The organism is Streptomyces sp. JLSY215, from assembly GCF_059682825.1.
On the sequence record NZ_CM185022.1, the window covers coordinates 2770045 to 2786636 of the forward strand.

Sequence of the window (16592 nt, forward strand, 5' to 3'; positions counted from 1 at the left end):
GACGTCCCGGACATCTCAGTCGTCCCAGCCGAACCCGTCGCCCCCGACGCTTCAGATGTCCATGTCACCGGGGTCGCCCTCGGCCGACGGCGAACCCACGCCCTCCCCGGCCGCCCCGCCACCGGGCCAACCCTGCGGCAGGCGCTGGCTGTTCGCGTTCTGGGCGCTCGTCCTGGCCGGCTTCCTGGCCCCCTCACCGGGCAAGATGACCTTCGAGACCAAGCTGGGCGTGACGAGCGACCCCTGGCGGTTCCTCGCCGACCTGGGACAGTTGTGGCACGACCGGGCGGGCTTCGGCGGCATCGCCGACCAGTACTTCGGCTACGCCTTCCCCACCCTCCCCTATTACGGCCTGACGCATCTGGTGCACCTCCCCATCTGGCTGGCCGAACGGCTGTGGATGTCGCTGATCGTCACCGCCGCGTTCTGGGGCGCGCTGCGGCTGGCCGAACGGCTGCGCTTCGGCGCCCCGCCCACACGGCTGCTCGCCGCCGCCTGCTACGCACTGTGGCCGACCTTCACCATCGTCATCGGCTCCACCTCCGCCGCCGCGCTCCCCGGCGCGCTGCTGCCCTGGGTGCTGCTGCCGCTGACGAACCCGGCGACCGGCGCCCGCATCGCGGCCACCCGCTCGGCGCTGCTGATCCCCTTCATGGGCGGCGTCAACGCGGCCTCGACGCTGGCCTCGCTGTTACCCGCGGGCCTCTATCTGCTGTCCCGTACGGGGCCCCGCCGCCGGCATCTGCTCGCGTGGTGGCTGCCCGGCGTCGTCCTGGCCACCGCCTGGTGGGTGGTCCCGCTGCTCCTCCTGGGCGTCCACGGCGAGAACTTCATGCCGTTCATCGAGCAGGCGGACACCACCACCGGCACCATGTCCGCCACCGAACTGCTGCGCGGCGCGGGCAACTGGGTCGGCTACCTCAACTTCGGCGAACCCTGGCTGCCGGCCGGCTGGAGCATGACGGCCAACGCCTTCGCGGTGCTGGGCTCGGCGCTGGCCGCGGCCCTGGGGCTGGCCGGGCTGGCCCGCCGCGATCTGCCGGAGCGCCGCTGGCTGCTGCTGACCGTGCTGACCGTCGCGCTGATCGCCCTGGCCGGATACGGCGGTGCGCTGGGCGGGCCCCTGCACGGCCCCTGGCAGGACTGGCTCAACGGCTGGCTCCGCCCGTTCCGCAACATCTACAAATTCACCCCGGGCCTGGCCCTGGCCCTGGCCCTCGGCCTGGCGCATCTGCTCGCCGTACGGCAGCCGTTCGCCGCGCCGAGGACCGCCCGGCCCGCCGCGGAACGCCGCGGCACCCGCCGGGTCCCCGGCCGCCGTGGCCTGCCGCTGCTGACCGCCGCGGTGGTCCTGCCGGCCCTCGCCCTCCCCTTCCTCACCGGCGCCGTCCTCCAGCCGGGCGCCTTCACCAAGCTGCCCGGCTACTGGGAGCAGACCGCGCACTGGCTGCGGGCCCACACCCCCCACAGCCGCGCCCTGGTCGTCCCCGCCACCGCCCACGGCATCTACACCTGGGGCTCCCCCATCGACGAACCCCTCGACGTCCTGGCCGAATCCCCCTGGGCGCAGCGCGACTTCGTCCCCTTCGGCACCCCCGGCTCCCGCCGCGCGCTGGACGCCGTCGAGCAGGCCCTGATGACCGGCGCCCAGGTCCCCGGCCTGCGGGACTTCCTGGGCCGGGCCGGCCTCCACGACGTGGTCGTACGCAACGACCTCGACCCGGACCAGATCGGCTACGTCCCGCCGGCGACCGTCATCCGCACCCTGGAGGCCTCCGGCTACCGCAAGGTGGCCGCGTTCGGCCCGCTGACCACCAGCGGCCGGATCCCCGCCGAGACGCCGCTGCAGATCCAGGGCCTGTATCCACGGCAGCGCTCCGTGGAGATCTACCGGCCGACGGACACCCCCGCGCCCGGCCCCGTCACCGCCAAGGCCGTCGCGGACACCGCCCAGCTCAGCGGCGGCCCCGAATCCCTGCTGCAGCTGTCCGCCGATCCCGCCCTGCGGGACCGGCCCACCGTCCTGACCGGCGACAACCACCCCGGCCTCGGCACCGTGCCGCTCCAGCTGACCGCCGACGGACTGCGCCGCGCCGACACCCGCTTCGGCCTGGTCAACAGCAACACGTCGTACACCTACACGGCCGAGGAGACCAACCACCCCGACAGCGTCCAGGACCCCGGCCGCCCGCCCCGGCAGATCCTGCCCACCTCCGGCATCGGTCACCAGACCACCGCCGTGCTGCGCGGCGCCGCCTCGGTCACCGCCTCCACCAGCGGCAACTGGCTCTTCCACCTCCCCCAGTACGACCCGGTGAACGCCTTCGACGGCAACCCGGGCACCGCCTGGGCGGAGGGCAGCGCCGGCGACCCCGTGGGCCAGTGGGTGCGGATCGCCTTCACCCGGCCCACCGCGATCCCGTCCTCGATCTCCCTCACCCCGCTGCCCGGCGACGGGCTGCGGGCCGCGCCGACGTCCGTACGGGTGGCGACCGACCGCGGCAGCGTCACCGTGCCACTGCGGCCGGACGGCACGAAACAGCAGGTCAAGGCGCCCGCCGGAACCGCGAAATGGCTGAAGCTCACCATCCTGGGCTCGCAGACGCCGCGCGCGGGCCTCTCCGGCGCGGGCTTCCGGGAGATCTCCGTCCCCGGCGTCCAGGTCACCCGTCTCCTCCAGCTCCCGGCCGACGCAGAGCGTTCCGACGCCGCCGCCCGGACCTTCTCCCTCCACCGGGGCAGCGACCCCGGCGGCCTCTCCCCGGTCTCCGCCGAAACCGGCCTGCACCGCCAGTTCCGTACGGACGCGAGCGCGCCCTACGCCGTCTCCGGCAAGGCGCTGCCCGTCCCCGGACCCGAACTCGACCGGCTGCTGGACGCCATCGCGCCCGAACAGAAGGACCGGATCACCGCCACCGCGGACTCCACCAGCTTCGGCTTCGGCCAGTCGCTCAGCCCCCGCAATCTCGTCGACGGCGATCTGACCACCGCCTGGATCGCCGGCTACCGCCCCACCCTCCATCTCCGCTGGCCCGGCAAGAAGAAGATCGACCAGATCGTGCTGGCCGCGGCCGGCGGCATCTCCACCCGCCCCGAACAGATCCTGATCAACTCCCCGGACGGCGCCGCCACCGCAGGGGTCGACGAGAACGGCCAGGCCCGCTTCGACCCGATCACCACCGACCGCCTCGACATCACCATCAGCAAGGTCAAGCCGCTGACCCTGCACAACCCCGTCGCGGGCCAGGCCCTGCAACTGCCGGTCGGGCTCAGCGAGGTCTACCTCCCCGCCCTGGACGCGTACCGCACCCCGCGCCCCGACGCCGGGAAACGCTTCTCGGTCGGCTGCGGGCAGGGACCGATGCTCGCCGTCGACGGCGTCCTGCACGCCACCAAGGCCTCGGGCCACATCCGCGACCTCACCGAACGGCGGCCGGTCACGGTGGAGTTGTGCGCCGGCGAACAGCGCGACGGGCGGCTGGACCTGCCAGCCGGCCGGCACCGGGTGGAGGCCGGGGACCAGGGGCCGCTGGCGCTCACCGATGTCACGCTGAGCACGGGGAAAGCGGCGGCCCCGGCAGCCGCCGGCGGACGGCCGGCCCGTAAGGTCGCCGCCGAGGACTGGGCGGGCGACCGCCGTACGGTCTCCGTCGGGGCGGGCGCGGCCGTCTATCTGCAGATGTACGAGAACGTCAACGACGGCTGGCACGCGTCCCTCGACGGCCGGGCGCTGAACCCGGTCCGCCTGGACGGCTGGCAGCAGGGGTTCCTCGTCCCGGCCGGCGCGGGCGGCACCGTCGAGCTCTCCTACGCCCCGGCCACCACCTACGACCTGGGCCTGATCGGCGGCGCGGCGGGCGTGCTGCTGCTCCTCGTCTCGGCACTCGTACGGCGCGCCCCGCGGACTCCGCCGCCCGCGCCGGTGGTGCCGCCCGCGCCGTCGTGGGTGCTGGGCGTGCTGGCGCTGACGGCCGTGGTGGCCCTGGCCTCGGGCCCGTTCGCCGTGGTCGTCCCGCTGCTGGCGGTGGCGGCGCGGCTGCGGCCGGGGCTGCTGGTGCCGCTGGCGTTCTCGGCCATGGCGGCCGCGGGGATCACCGCGGCCCTCGGGGCGGGGGAGCCGGTCGCCGCGGATCAGGGGGCGTTCAGCGCCCTGGCACAGGGATGTGCGCTGGTGGCGCTGGCGGCGGCGGTGGTGACGGTGCCGGGGGCGGCCTCCGGGCCAAGGCCCGAGCCGGCGGGGCCGCCCGGACCGGATCCGGCCGACGGGACCCGCACGGATCCCGGCGCCCCGGCCGCCCCTGCCCCCTCGACCGGCCCTGCCGCCCCGGCAACCCCTGCCGCACCTTCTCCGCCGGCCGGCCCGACCGCCGTTGCGTCCCCTCCCCCGCTGCCGCGGCGTGTGCGGGACGCGGCACGGCCGGCGCCCGACACGAATCCCGACGTCGGACGCACCGTCCAGGCCAGGGCGCCGGGCGCCGGCCCCGACCGGGCCGGCCGACAGCGGCCGCCCGAGCCGCCGCACCGCGGGGAGGAGACCGCACGATGACCGCACTGCACCAGCCGCCCCGCCAGGAGCCCGACGACCGGGACGCCCCCACCGGCCCCGGCCCCGCAACCGCCCGCATCCCCTTCCCCGTCGTCGACGAGATCTCCCGGCACTGCCTCGGGGACGACGAACCCGAGACCGTCCACATCGAGGTGCATCTCCCGGGCCGGATCGACCACGAGCGGCTGCGCACCGCCTTCCACCGGGCGCTGTCCCGCCATCCGCGCATCCTGATGCGGCAGGCCCCGGCCCGCTGGTGGCACCGCCGCTACGCATGGCAGCTCACCGCCGCCCCGGACCGGGAACCGGTCACCTTTCCGGCCCCCGGCCCCGACGCCCTCGTCCACGCGCGGGCACGCGCCCTCGCCGACTGCCCGCCTCTGGATTCCGCGCCCCCCGTCCGGCTCGAGGTGATCGAGGGCCGTCCCGACGCGGCGGACGGCACCGGCACCGGCACCTTCCTGATCCTGACCATCAACCACACCGCACTGGACGGCCCGGCCTGCCTCCGCGTACTGGCCACCGCCGCCGAGTTGTACGGCGGCGCCGACAACTCCCCCGCCCCGCCGCCGGTACGCGCCCCCGAGGCCCGTACGGACCGGCCGGCCGCACCGGCCGACCGCACGGCGGACGCCGGGCCCGGCCTCGCCCGTCCGGCCCGCATCGCCCCCGACACCGGGAACGGCGGGGACCCGCGGCCCGACGGCCCCCGCAACGGCATGCTGCTCACCGAACTGCCCGTACCGGCCCGGCCGCCGCGCGTCGACGGCCGGGCCCCGTACACCGTCAACGACCAGCTCCTCGTCGCCACCTGCCTCACGATCGCCCGCTGGAACCGGCAGCACGGCCGGACCGGCGCCCCGGTCGTCGTCACCATGCCCGTCGACGACCGGCCGCGCGGCAGCGAGATGCCCATCGGCAACGGCACCCGGCTGGTCCAGGTCGGCTTCGGCCCCGAGGAACGCCGGGACGCCGAGCTGCTGTCCGCGGATCCGCCCGACCCCGACGCGGTCGCCCTGCTGCTGCGCCGCACGGCCGCCCGCACCCGCGCCCTCAAATCCGTCCCGGGCGCCCAACTCGGCCTCGCCGGAACCCTCTTGACCCTGCCGGTGCTGCCCATCGGGATCCGCGGCGCCGTCGCCCGCACGCTCCGCACCGCCGCCGCTCCCTGGACCTCCACCACGCTCCTGTCCAACATCGGCCGCATCCCCTACCCCCTGGACTTCGGCGACGCCGGACGGCCGACCGCGGTGTGGTTCTCCGCACCCGCCCGGATGCCGCGCGGACTGACCGTCACCACCGTGTCCGTCGGCGGCCGTATCCAGCTGGCGCTGCGCTGGTCGCACGCCCTCCTGGACGAGGCGGCCGGCGCCCGGCTCGGCGCCCTCTTCGCCGACTCCCTCGCCGCCACCGAAGGGGACACCCGATGACGCCCCGGCCGGACACCGGGTCCCGCCCCGGCGCCGCAAACCAACCCACCGCGGCGGACCACCCCATCACGACGGACCAACCCACCACTGCGAACCAACCCACCACTGCGGACCAATCCACCGCCTCGGCCCGGCGGCCCACCACCGTGGCCGGGCCCACCGCCCCGGCCCGGTCCCCCGCCGGACTGCGGGACTTCTACGAAAACCCGGCCGTCCCCGTCGCGTCCGGCGCCGCCCGGAGCCGACGGCAGGCCCGGCTCCTGGCCCGCGCCCTCGGCCCCGTGCGCGGCGGAGCGCCGCCCGCGACCATCCTGGACATCGGCTGCGGCGACGGCACCGCGGCCGCCACCGCCGCGAGCGTCCTGGCCGGCCACCGTCTGATCGGCGTCGACTGGTCACAGGACGCGCTGCGCCGTGCCCGGTCCCGTATCCCGTGCGCCATCCGCGGCGAACTGACCGACGGCGGGCTGCCGTTCGCGACCGGCTCCGCCGATGCCGTGCTCTTCAGCGAGGTCATCGAGCATCTCGTCGACCCGGACGCCGCTCTGGACGAACTCCACCGCGTGCTGCGCCCCGGTGGCCACCTCATGCTCTCCACCCCCAACCTCGCCGCCTGGTACAACCGCGGACTCCTGCTCGCCGGGGTCCAGCCCGTCTTCTCGGAGGTGAGCCTGCGCCATATCCACGGCCGCCCCGGCACCCAGGTCGTCGGCCATCTGCGGCTCTGCACCGCCCGCGCGCTGCGCGGCCTCCTCAGCGCCTCCGGCTTCGACGTCATCCGCATCGCCGGCGCGCCCTACCACGACGTACCGCGCCCGCTGCGCCCCCTCGACCGCGCCGCCTGCCACATTCCGTCGCTGGCTTCCCTCCTCCTCGCCCACGCCCGCCGGCGAAGGAAGTAGAGCGATGCTCTGGTGGGGCGTGGCGTCCGCGCTGCTCGCCAACGTCCTGTACAGCGGCGGCTTCGTACTGGAGAAGCGCGCCCTGTCCACGCTGCCCGCGCTGAGCACTCGTCAGCCCGCTCGGGTCGTCCGCCACCTGCTCAGCAGCCCGCTGTGGATCGGCGGCTCGCTCGCGCTGGCCGCCGGGTTCGCCGCCCAGCTCGCCGTCTACCGCACCCTCCCCATCGCCGCCGCGCAGGGCATCTTCGTCTCGGGCCTGGTCCTGCTGCTGCTTCTGTCCTCGGTGGTGCTGGGCGAGCGGACCAGCGGCCGGGAGCGGCGGAGCATCGTGGCGATCCTCGTGGCGCTGGTGATGGTCGTCGCCTCCCTCCAGGGCGACGACGCGCGGACCATCGCCCGCACCGCACCGCCCGCCACGCTGCTCGCCATCGCCGTCCCCTCCCTGGCCGCGGGACTGCTGCTGTACGGCTCGGCGGAACGGCGCGCCAGGCGCCGCCATCGCCTGCCGACCGCGGGAGTCCCGTACGGGGTGGCCGTCGGGCTGCTCTACGGCGTCAGCTCACTGGCCATCAAGGGCGTCTCCGGCCTGCTGACCACGCACAACATTCCGGCCGCCGCCGGGCAGCTGCTCCGCTCGCCGTACCCCTACCTTCTCCTGTTCACCGGGGCGACCGGTCTGGTGCTCTCCCAGACCGCGCTGCAGCGGTGCCGCGCCTCCGTCATCGTCCCGGTCTGTTCCACCATCACCTGCGTCTTCACGGTCGCCTGCGGCACCGTCGCATTCGGCGAGCCGCTGCCGGCCGAACCCCTTCGGCTGGCGCTGCGGCTCGGCGGCACGGCCGTGGCCCTCACCGTCCTGCTGGCCCTGCCCCGTCATGACACTCCCGCACCCCCGCCGCCTCGCGCCCCGCGTCCCGCGCCCGATCCGCCCCGCCCCGAACCACCCACCGGCACCCAGGAGTTGAGCCATGAAGCCCGATGACCCGCTGCTGAAGATCCTCGCCTGCCCGCTCGACAAGGGGCCGCTGTCCCTCCTCACCCCCGACGACGCCCTCTACAACCCCCGGCTGCGCCGCCGCTATCCGATCGTCAACGGCATCCCCCAACTCCTCCCCTCTTCCGGAGAACAGGTCTCCGATGCCGAGCACGACCGCATCCTCGGCCGACTCACGGACGCGGCCCCAAAGGCTCCGGGCGACGAGCCGTCCCCCGCCCCTGCCTCCACCCCGGCAGCACCCTCGCCCTCCGACGCGGAGCCGGCGTCGTGACGCTTGCCGCGCGGCTGGGGCCGCGGCTGCCCGGCCGGCTGGTGGCGGCGGTGGCGGCCGGGCTCTATCCGCGGTTCGAGCCGGAGCTCGGACGGCTGGCCGAATTCTGTCCGCCGGGCGGCACGGCCGTGGACGTCGGAGGGTGGTTCGGGCCGTGGACCCGGCGGCTGGCCCGGCGGGCGGACCGGGTCGTCACCATCGAGCCCGTACCGCATCTGGCCCGTCTGATCGCCTCGGTCACCCCGGCGCATGTCGATGTGGTCTCCGCCGCTGCCGCCGACCATTCCGGCTGCGCCACGCTCTGGCTGCCGCCGGACGGCCGCGGCGACCGCGGCGTCTCCTCGCTCGTCCGCCGTGAACTGCACGGCGCCGCACTGGATGTGCCCTGCCTGCCCTTGGATGCGCTGGAGCTGACCTCCGTCACGCTCATCAAGATCGATGTGGACGGCGGCGAGCTGGCAGTACTGCGCGGTGCGGCGGGCACCATCGAGCGTGAACTACCCGCGCTGTTCATCGAGCTGGAGACCCGGATCCAGCCGCTGACGCCCGTCCTCGACTGGACGGCCGCCCGTGGCTATCGCGGCTGGGTCCTGCCGCACGACCGCTGGACACCGCTGGCCGACTTCGATCTGCCCGCTCATCAGTCCCGTACCTCCCATGTCGCCGAACACGGCCTGCTCCGCCGCTCCCTCGCCCCGCACCGCCGCTACGTCAATTCCGTGCTCTTCCTCCCCGCCGACGCCCAGCCCGGCAGCCGCCCCGGCACCGCCCGCACCGGGCGCCGGGCCGGCCCCCCGCACTCCACCTCCGCCCATGACACCCAGGGCACCCGTGACACCCGTGACACCCACGACGCCCCCGGCTTCCCCGGCCCCCCGGGCGTCCACGACCATGTCCATCATGAACGCCGGCACTGACAATGCCCCTCCGACCGGCCCCACCGGCCTGCCCGGCCCCCTCGCCTTCCAGCTCGTCCTGCTGCGCCGCATGGCCGACCACCAGCCCGGTCTCGTCGAGGACGCGCTACGCACGCTGGGGGTCTCGCGCGCGGATCTGCGCGCGGCCAACCGCCGCTGGCAGGCGCGGATGCACGCGCCCCGGGCGCCCGGCGGCCTGCAGCCCTACCGCGCGCTGCTCGGCGCCCCCGAGACCGTACGCGCCCGCCGCATCGGCGACCTGACCTGCGATGCCTTGACCTGGCCGGTCCCGCTCTGGCCGGATCTGCGGTTCGAGGTCCTGACCGCCGCGCGCGGCGTCGTATGGAACGCCTGGCTCGTGCGCGCCCCGGGCGCCGCCGCCCCCGCGCTCCGCACCACCGCGGACCTCGTGCCGTGGTCCTGCACGGTCGACGAGGTGGCCCGCGCCTTCCCCCCGGCCCGCCCGATGGAGGGCAGCGCCCCCACCCGCTGGGCGCTGGCCTGCACGGTCCCCGGCCCCGAGCCGGACCCCGGGCCGCACGCCCTCGTCACGGAATTCACCTGGGGCCTGTTCCAACGGCTGGTGGACTGACCCGCCGCCGCCCGGCCCACCGCGTCCCCCAACCGGACCTCCCCAACGGGCAGCTGACAGCCGCTCGCCCCACGATGGCCAGGAGTGACCCTTACGCACACTCCACCCATTAACGGCCCTTAAGGGGAGGAATCCTCCATGAACATAAGCATCGCCCAGCTTCGGCGCTGCTCCGTTGCGGTCGACCTCGGCGCGGCCCGGACAAGGGTGTATGTCAAGAACCAGGGGCTGATCGTCGATGAGCCCTCGGTCGCCGCCGTCAATGTCCGTACCGGGGCACTGCTGGCCGTCGGCGCCCAGGCAGAGGTGATGGAGGGCCGTACGCCCGACCACATCCGCGTGGTGCGCCCGGTCACCGGCGGCACGGTCGTGGACATCGAGATGGCCCAGCGGCTGCTGCGCAACCTGGTCGGCGACAAGCTGCGCAAGACGTGGCGGCGCCGACCCTCGATGCGGGTCGCGGTGTGCATGCCGTACGGCAGCGAGCCGCTGGCGCAGCGGGCCGCCGTGGAGACGCTGACCGGGCTGGGGGCCCGGCGGGTGGAGCTGGTGGACACGCTGATCGCGGCGGCGGTGGGCTGCGGTCTGCCGGTGGAGCAGGCGGAAGCGACCATGATCGTGATGTGCGGGGCGGGCACCACGCAGATCGCGGTGCTCTCGGTCGGTTCGGTCGTGGCCGCGGAGACCGTTCCGGTGGGTGGCAACACCATCGTCCACGCGGTCATCCAGCACATGCGGCTGCAGCATGAGCTGATGCTGCCGGGCCAGGCCGTCCGCCCCCTCCAGCTGATGCTGGCCGGTGACAACGGGCACGCCTCCTCCGCCGAGGTGCACGGCCGGGATGTGGTCAGCGGGCTGGCGCGCTCCGTACGTGTCGACACCGAGCGGGTGCTGAAGGCCATCACCACCCCGCTGACCGCGATCCTCGACGGCATCGGGGCGGTGCTGCGCAACTGCCCGCCGGATCTGGTGGCCGATCTCGGGGAGCGCGGCATCATGCTCGCCGGCGGCAGTGCGCTGACCCCCGGTCTGGAGCCGATGCTCCAGCAGGCCACCAACATGCCGGTGCATATCGCGGACCGGCCCGACACCTGCGCGGTGCAGGGGCTGGGCGCCATGATCGAGGGCAAGGTGGAGCCCCTGCACCTCGATCCCATGGCGTCGTAACGACTCGCTTCGCTGCGCCTCGCTCCGTAGCGGCTCGCTCCACAGCGACCCCGCCGGTCCCCTCGAACCAGTCGGTTCCCTCGAACCAGTCGGACCGGTCGCACCAGTCGGACCGGTCCGCCCAGGTCACAGACTCCGGGCGTTCCAGGCGACCACCGCGGGCCGGTCGTGCTCGGTCCCCAGGACGCCGACCGCCCCGGTCCCGAAGGTGAACAGCCCGCCCGCGGCGGCCGGCAGGCCGAGCCGGCGGGCGGTCAGTACGCGCAGGAAGTGGGCATGGGCCACCAGGGCCACATCCCCTTCGTCCCCCTCGAGGTACGGCGCGATCCGCGCCAGCACCCGGTCGGCGCGCGCTCCGACCTGTTCGGGCGTCTCCCCCGGGTACTCGGCGGGGCCGGGGGCGACCCCGTCGCGGAAGAGATACCAGTCGGGCCTGCTGCGGTGGATCTCGGCCGTCGAGATGCCCTCATAGCCGCCGTAGTCCCATTCCTGGAGGTCAGGATCTACCTGCGGCTGCGCGAGGCCCGCGAGCTCGGCCGTGCGCAGGGCCCGCACCATCGGGCTGGCGTACACCTGCCCGATCTTGCGGCCGGAGAGCAGGGGCCGCAGCGCACGGGCCTGCTCCTCGCCGTCCGCGGTGAGCGGCAGGTCGGTCCGGCCGGTGTGCCGGCCGTTGCGGCTCCACTCGGTCTCGCCGTGCCGGATCAGCAGCAGCTCGCTCATGTGCCTTACGCCTGCTGCCCCTGGTCGTTCTGTGCCTGCTCGGCCTGCTGGGCCTCGGCGACCGAGGCGCGGACCTCGTCCATGTCCAGATTGCGGGCCTGGCCGATGACATCCTCCAGGGCGGCCTCCGGCAGCGCCCCGGGCTGGGCGAACACCGCGATGTTGTCGCGGACGATCATCACGGTCGGGATGGACTGGATCTGGAAGGCCTGCGCCAGCTCGGGCTGGGCTTCCGTGTCGACCTTGGCGAAGGTCAGGTCGTCGTGCTTCTCGGACGACCGCTCGAAGACCGGGCCGAACTGCTTGCACGGGCCGCACCACTCGGCCCAGAAGTCGATCAGGACGAAGTCGTTGCCGGAGACGATCTCGTCGAAGTTTTCCTTGGTGAGCTCTACCGTGCTCATACGTGCTTCCCTGCTTCCGGTCTGGGGTCGATGTCCGGTCCGTGTCCAGCTGCGGTAACGGCCACCGTCCTCGCCGTATTCCGCATCCGACCAGCGGACCGTCCCGCTCCCCTGCCCACCGGGCGGCGTCCTAGACATCCGATCGGGGTGGCAATCCCCACGCGGCCGACCGGCACGGGCCCGGCCACGCGGCGGCCGCGAGCGCCGCCGGCCGGACCGCGGGCAACGGGGCGGCCGGGCATCAGATCCAGTACGGCGCATCCGGCACGCCCTGGGCCCCGGAGACGGTCAGCCCCACCGCCGCCTGGCCCCGCCCGGTGATCCAGGCCAGGAGATCGCCGAGCGGCCCCCGGATGAGGGGACCGCCGCCGGCGCCGATGGCCCGGACCAGGTCCACGTCGGTCGCCTCGATCCGCATCCCCGGCACCCCGTCCCGCCCCTCCAGCGCGCCGATGACGTCGTCGATGACGAACCGGGCCGCGGCTTCGGGGACGTCCCCGAAGGCATATCCGGCCGCCAGGTCCGCGTGGTGGACCTCCAGCTCCCGTACCCGTGTCGCCACCAGGCTCCCGGGTGTGCGCAGTTCCCCGGTGCGCAGCCGTACGCGGCGCCGCCAGGCCTCCGGCGAGAGCGCCCGCACGGCCGAGTCGAAACGGGCCGCGCTCTCGATGACGTCATCGAGCAGCGCGGCGACCGGGCGCCCCGCCCCGGCCTCGATCTCCTGCTCGCGCGCGGCCATGCTCGCGTACTGGGGGATCTCGGTCCGGGTCCGCGCGCCCTCCAGCAAGCGGCAGAGGCTGTCCGCGGCCCGCGCCACATGGGTGATGACATGGCCTCGCGTCCAGGGCGGAATCAAGGTCTCCCCGGTGACCTGCCGATCGGTGAGTCCGCCGATCGTCTCCACGAACCGCTTCGTCGATTCCTCGACCGAGGCCAGCAGCGCGATCTCCAAGGCGTCCAACGTCTCCCCATCTCTCCGTATCCGGTGATCCCGACCCCGAGAAGATCCACTCTATTCCGCGAAGCAGAAACTCATTGCCGCATCACGGGATTCACCCGCACCCCTTCTCCTGCTCATACCCGTACCCCCCACACCTCCTCGGCACTTCGAGTTCGCGCACCCCTCGGCCAAACCAGCTCGCCCTCCGAGCCGTCGTTCGCCCTGATCCTCGCCGGGGCCTCCATGGTGCGCCGCGGTGGATGCGCCGGCCACAGGAAACGAGCGCAAGAGGCGCCCGACAGAGATGCCCGCCCCCTCCCGACGGCCCGGTCGGCAAACAGGTCCGGCGCCAGGTCACGGCACCTCAGCGCCCCACCCCCACCGCACAGTTGTGGACCCGAATGCAGCACGAGGAGACAACCGGCACACCGGCCCCGCGGAGCCCCGTTCACCGGGAACGACCCGGCCGAGGCCGCCCGGCCCCTCTTCCCCCGACACCCGACACCCGACGCCCGACGCCCGACGCCCGACGCAGCGGCGGTATTCCGCTCGCGATATTCATCGCAGGGCGGCACGGCGACACGCCTCAGGCCGGCAATTTTCCGGCATTTCCCATAAAGCAGCCGATCCTGCGAATATCCAACACCTCGCATGACGAATTCCCCGGGCCGGCCCCCTTCTCCGCATCACGGCCCCCCACAGCCGCCCGCGGCCCCGGGCAGCCACGCCCCCAAGGCGGAGGTCACTCCGATGGAGAGGTCACCCGATCACCCGAAACCGCGCCCCGAACACCGGCCGCGGGGCCGCGTTCCGCCGGTTCGTCAGGTCGCCAACCATGGCCTCTACACCGCGACTTCCCGCCGGACCCTGCACACAGCGCTGCCACACACCGAACAACCGATCGACCGAGCGAGCGAGGAGCGTGAGGCGCGCGCCAGGGGGGCCGCGCGCTCCCTGCCCCCTGATCCGCTCCGGCGGTCACCGCGCGACCGCCGCATGGACACCACACAGCCGCGGCAAGGCCGTCAGAGCGTGGCCGAAGAACGGAACAAGGGCCGCCACGGTGTCCGTGGCGACCCTTGTCAGTGCGTCTCACCTGGTCCGATCGTTTCTGCGTTACCAGGCTGTGGTGGGGCGGGTGGGACTCGAACCCACGGCCGACGGATTATGAGTCCGCTGCTCTAACCGGCTGAGCTACCGCCCCTCCACGGCGCGCCGCGCACATTTGTGCGCGCCGTCTGCCGCAGCATAGCCGCTCATACGATCTGCTGCCCGTGTGGGCTTCCGTTGGGCTGCCGTCGTGCGGCCGTGCACGCCCAAGAAGACTTCGATCACGGGTGGTTCGGTTCCACGGGCACAAGAAAAAGGACCCCTTGCGGGGTCCTCGTTCTTTCTGCTCCCCCGACTGGACTCGAACCAGTAACCCTCCGGTTAACAGCCGAATGCTCTGCCAATTGAGCTACAGGGGATTGAGCTCCCCCGACTGGACTCGAACCAGTAACCTGCCGGTTAACAGCCGGCTGCTCTGCCAATTGAGCTACAGGGGATTGCTCTGTGTGCCTCGAATGCACTCCCGTCCGGGGCTCCGGACGGCGCGCGCTCGCTGCGACACATACATTAGCGCAAGCAGGGGGGTGCTCCGCCAATCGGTATCCCCACCGGCGGCTCCGGGTGATCTCCGGGCCCGGCGGGTAGGCGGGCGGCACGGCCCGGCGGTCCGGTGCGTACGGGCATCGGGCCACATCGAGCGGCATCGGAGCGCGGCGGCTTCGGCGACGGCGCGCGGGACCGACGAGAGGGAAGGTGGAGCGATGCGCTACCGGCTCACGTTCATCGCGGGACTGGCCATCGGATACGTGTTCGGCACGCGGGCCGGCCGGGAGCGGTACGAGCAGCTGCGCAAGGGCGCCCAGCGGATCGCGCAGAACCCCGCCGTACGGAACACCGCCGAGTCCGCGGCGCTCAGCGGGCGGCAGGCCGCGTCGCGGGCCTTCGGGACGGTTTCGGCCAAGGTGAGCGACCGGTTGCCGGCGTCCGTCAGCGACCGGGTGCGCTCGCTGCGGGAGCAGCGCTCGAACAACGAGGACGACTGGGGCACCAGCAACACCTGACCCCGCGGCGGGCTGCCCGGCCTCCGGCCGTGACCTGGGCGGCCCCGGGCGCTCCCGGGCGCTCTCTTCTCCGTTTTTCCGTCGCATGGGGCAAAATCGGGGCATGGGGATAGTCGCCGGGTTGGACAGTTCGTCCGCAAGCACACGCATCGTGGTCTGCGATGCGGATACGGGTGCCGTCATCAGGCGGGGGTATGCGCCGCACCCCGTCGAGAAGGGGCCGGAGGCCGATCCGCAGGCGTGGCTGATGTCGCTGGGCGAGGCCGCGGGCAACGGGCTGTTGGAGGGCGTGCAGGCGATCGGGGTCTCGGCGCAGCAGCACGGGCTGGTGCCGCTGGACGCGGAGGGCAATCTCGTACGGCCCGCGCTGGTGGGCAACGACAAGCGGGCGCAGAGCGCGGCCGCGGACCTGGTGGATGCGCTGGGCGGGCGGAGCGCGTGGGCGCAGGCCGTGGGGGCGGTGCCGCAGGCGGCGCATCCGGTGACGAAGCTGCGCTGGCTGGCGCGTACCGAGCCGGAGAACGCGGCGCGGATCGTCGAGGTCATGCAGCCGCACGACTGGCTGGCGTGGCAGCTGCTGGGGCGGCCGGCGCGGCATACGACGGACCGGGGCGGGGCCTCGGCGACGGGGTTCTGGTCGGCGGCGACCGGGTCGTACCGGCCGGATCTGATCGAGCTGGCGCTGGGCCATCAGGTGCGGCTGCCGGAGGTGCTGGGGCCGTCCGGGACGGCGGGTTTCACGCCGGAGGGGCTGCTGATCTCGGCCGGTACGGGCGAGACGATGGCGGCGGCGTTCGGGCTGGGCGTCGGCGAGGGCGATGCGGTGGTCTCGCTGGGCGCTTCGGGGTCCGTCTTCGGGATTCATCACGAGGCGCTGGCGGATCCGACGGGCACGATCACGTCGTTCGCGGACGCCACCGGGCGGCATCTGCCGGTGGTGCACACGACCAATGCGGTGCGGGTGCTGCGGGGCGCCGCGGAGATGCTCGGGACGGATCTGGAGGGGCTGTCCGACCTGGCGCTGAAGTCGTCGCCGGGTGCGTACGGCATGGTGATGCTGCCGTATCTGGAGGGTGAGCGGACGCCGCATCTGCCGCATACGGCCGGGTCGTTGCACGGGATGCGGCGGGAGAGCATGAAGCCGGAGCATCTGGCGCGGGCGGCCGTGGAGGGCATGCTCTGCGGGCTCGCGGATGCGCTGGATGTGCTGCGGGGGCGGGGGATGGCGGTGCGCCGGGTGTTCCTGCTGGGTGCGGCGGCGGAGCTGGGTGCGGTGCAGGAGGCGGCGCCCGGCGTGTTCGGGGTGCAGGTCGTGGTGCCGCAGCCGGCCGAGTACGCGGCGCTGGGCGCGGCCCGGCAGGCGGCCTGGGCGTGGGGGGTGGCCCATGGCACGCTCGGCCCGGCGGCCGGTGCGGAGCAGGCGCCGGGCGGCGGTTCCGCGTGGGTGGACCCGCCGCAGTGGCCGGCGGCCGCCAGCCAGGTGTTCGAGCCGGGTGAGGGGCTGGCGGTCGGGCAGGCGGTGCGGCAGCAGTACGGGGTGGTGCGCGATGAGGCCCACCCGGAGGCGTTCCGGCAGGAGGCGTGAGCCGTAG

General features: G+C 73.9%; 12 protein-coding genes, 3 tRNA genes and 1 pseudogene. 10 read left to right on the forward strand and 6 right to left on the reverse strand.

The annotated features are described in order from the left end of the window. Positions 1-55 precede the first annotated feature (55 nt). The 8 genes and pseudogenes from AC5677_RS12420 to AC5677_RS12455 all read left to right on the forward strand — a co-directional run bounded on the left by AC5677_RS12420 (position 56) and on the right by AC5677_RS12455 (position 10822). A complete protein-coding gene (locus AC5677_RS12420) occupies positions 56-4546 on the forward strand; it encodes an alpha-(1->3)-arabinofuranosyltransferase domain-containing protein (RefSeq protein ID WP_497195096.1) in 4491 nt (1496 codons plus the stop codon). Continuing rightward, the gene (locus AC5677_RS12425) at positions 4543-5976 is read left to right on the forward strand and encodes a condensation protein (protein ID WP_497195097.1); all 1434 of its coding nucleotides are present in this window, start codon (positions 4543-4545) and stop codon (positions 5974-5976) included. The genes AC5677_RS12420 and AC5677_RS12425 overlap by 4 nt, the downstream gene beginning before the upstream one ends. Before the next feature lie 146 nt (positions 5977-6122). After that, complete coding sequence (locus AC5677_RS12430; RefSeq protein ID WP_497195098.1) at positions 6123-6878, forward strand: class I SAM-dependent methyltransferase; 756 nt, start codon at positions 6123-6125, stop codon at positions 6876-6878. A 4-nt stretch (positions 6879-6882) separates the two neighbouring features. Continuing rightward, on the forward strand, positions 6883-7860 hold the full coding sequence (locus AC5677_RS12435; RefSeq protein ID WP_497195099.1) for a DMT family transporter: 978 nt from the start codon (positions 6883-6885) through the stop codon (positions 7858-7860). Further along, positions 7847-8050: pseudogene (locus AC5677_RS12440) on the forward strand (Trm112 family protein); the annotation flags it as partial. The gene AC5677_RS12435 and the pseudogene AC5677_RS12440, both read left to right, overlap by 14 nt. Before the next feature lie 92 nt (positions 8051-8142). Beyond that, the gene (locus AC5677_RS12445) at positions 8143-9063 is read left to right on the forward strand and encodes an FkbM family methyltransferase (RefSeq protein ID WP_497195100.1); all 921 of its coding nucleotides are present in this window, start codon (positions 8143-8145) and stop codon (positions 9061-9063) included. Then, on the forward strand, positions 9047-9655 hold the full coding sequence (locus AC5677_RS12450; protein ID WP_497195101.1) for a hypothetical protein: 609 nt from the start codon (positions 9047-9049) through the stop codon (positions 9653-9655). The genes AC5677_RS12445 and AC5677_RS12450 overlap by 17 nt, the downstream gene beginning before the upstream one ends. Positions 9656-9793: 138 nt before the next feature. Further along, a complete protein-coding gene (locus AC5677_RS12455) occupies positions 9794-10822 on the forward strand; it encodes a rod shape-determining protein (protein WP_497195102.1) in 1029 nt (342 codons plus the stop codon). A 126-nt stretch (positions 10823-10948) separates the two neighbouring features. On the opposite strand, the gene AC5677_RS12460 is transcribed toward AC5677_RS12455, so the two are convergent. From AC5677_RS12460 to AC5677_RS12485, 6 genes are all read right to left on the reverse strand, one after another. Beyond that, positions 10949-11545: a histidine phosphatase family protein gene (locus AC5677_RS12460; RefSeq protein WP_497195103.1), complete on the reverse strand. Its 597-nt coding sequence runs from the start codon at positions 11543-11545 to the stop codon at positions 10949-10951. A gap of 5 nt (positions 11546-11550) precedes the next feature. Beyond that, positions 11551-11949, reverse strand: coding sequence for a thioredoxin (gene trxA / locus AC5677_RS12465; RefSeq protein WP_497195104.1), 399 nt, complete (start codon positions 11947-11949; stop codon positions 11551-11553). Positions 11950-12190: 241 nt separating this feature from the next. Beyond that, positions 12191-12910, reverse strand: coding sequence for a maleylpyruvate isomerase family mycothiol-dependent enzyme (locus tag AC5677_RS12470; protein WP_497195105.1), 720 nt, complete (start codon positions 12908-12910; stop codon positions 12191-12193). Positions 12911-14016: 1106 nt separating this feature from the next. Beyond that, positions 14017-14093, reverse strand: a tRNA-Ile gene (locus AC5677_RS12475). Between the two features lie 192 nt (positions 14094-14285). Continuing rightward, positions 14286-14358, reverse strand: a tRNA-Asn gene (locus AC5677_RS12480). Positions 14359-14363: 5 nt separating this feature from the next. After that, a tRNA-Asn gene (locus tag AC5677_RS12485) sits at positions 14364-14436 on the reverse strand. Positions 14437-14700: 264 nt separating this feature from the next. Here AC5677_RS12485 and AC5677_RS12490 point away from each other — a divergent pair. Next, positions 14701-15000, forward strand: coding sequence for a YtxH domain-containing protein (locus AC5677_RS12490; RefSeq protein WP_497195106.1), 300 nt, complete (start codon positions 14701-14703; stop codon positions 14998-15000). A gap of 103 nt (positions 15001-15103) precedes the next feature. Continuing rightward, positions 15104-16585, forward strand: coding sequence for an FGGY family carbohydrate kinase (locus AC5677_RS12495; RefSeq protein ID WP_497195107.1), 1482 nt, complete (start codon positions 15104-15106; stop codon positions 16583-16585). The last annotated feature ends 7 nt before the right edge of the window (positions 16586-16592 follow it).

What these genes read in the sequence shown, in the direction of transcription:
- AC5677_RS12420 (WP_497195096.1), top strand. Translation starts at nt 56, where the DNA reads ATGTCCATGTCACCGGGGTCGCCCTCGGCCGACGGCGAACCCACGCCC.
- AC5677_RS12425 (WP_497195097.1), top strand. Translation starts at nt 4,543, where the DNA reads ATGACCGCACTGCACCAGCCGCCCCGCCAGGAGCCCGACGACCGGGAC.
- AC5677_RS12435 (WP_497195099.1), top strand. Translation starts at nt 6,883, where the DNA reads ATGCTCTGGTGGGGCGTGGCGTCCGCGCTGCTCGCCAACGTCCTGTAC.
- AC5677_RS12450 (WP_497195101.1), top strand. Translation starts at nt 9,047, where the DNA reads ATGAACGCCGGCACTGACAATGCCCCTCCGACCGGCCCCACCGGCCTG.
- AC5677_RS12455 (WP_497195102.1), top strand. Translation starts at nt 9,794, where the DNA reads ATGAACATAAGCATCGCCCAGCTTCGGCGCTGCTCCGTTGCGGTCGAC.
- AC5677_RS12460 (WP_497195103.1), bottom strand. Translation starts at nt 11,545, where the DNA reads ATGAGCGAGCTGCTGCTGATCCGGCACGGCGAGACCGAGTGGAGCCGC.
- trxA (WP_497195104.1), bottom strand. Translation starts at nt 11,949, where the DNA reads ATGAGCACGGTAGAGCTCACCAAGGAAAACTTCGACGAGATCGTCTCC.
- AC5677_RS12490 (WP_497195106.1), top strand. Translation starts at nt 14,701, where the DNA reads ATGCGCTACCGGCTCACGTTCATCGCGGGACTGGCCATCGGATACGTG.
- AC5677_RS12495 (WP_497195107.1), top strand. Translation starts at nt 15,104, where the DNA reads ATGGGGATAGTCGCCGGGTTGGACAGTTCGTCCGCAAGCACACGCATC.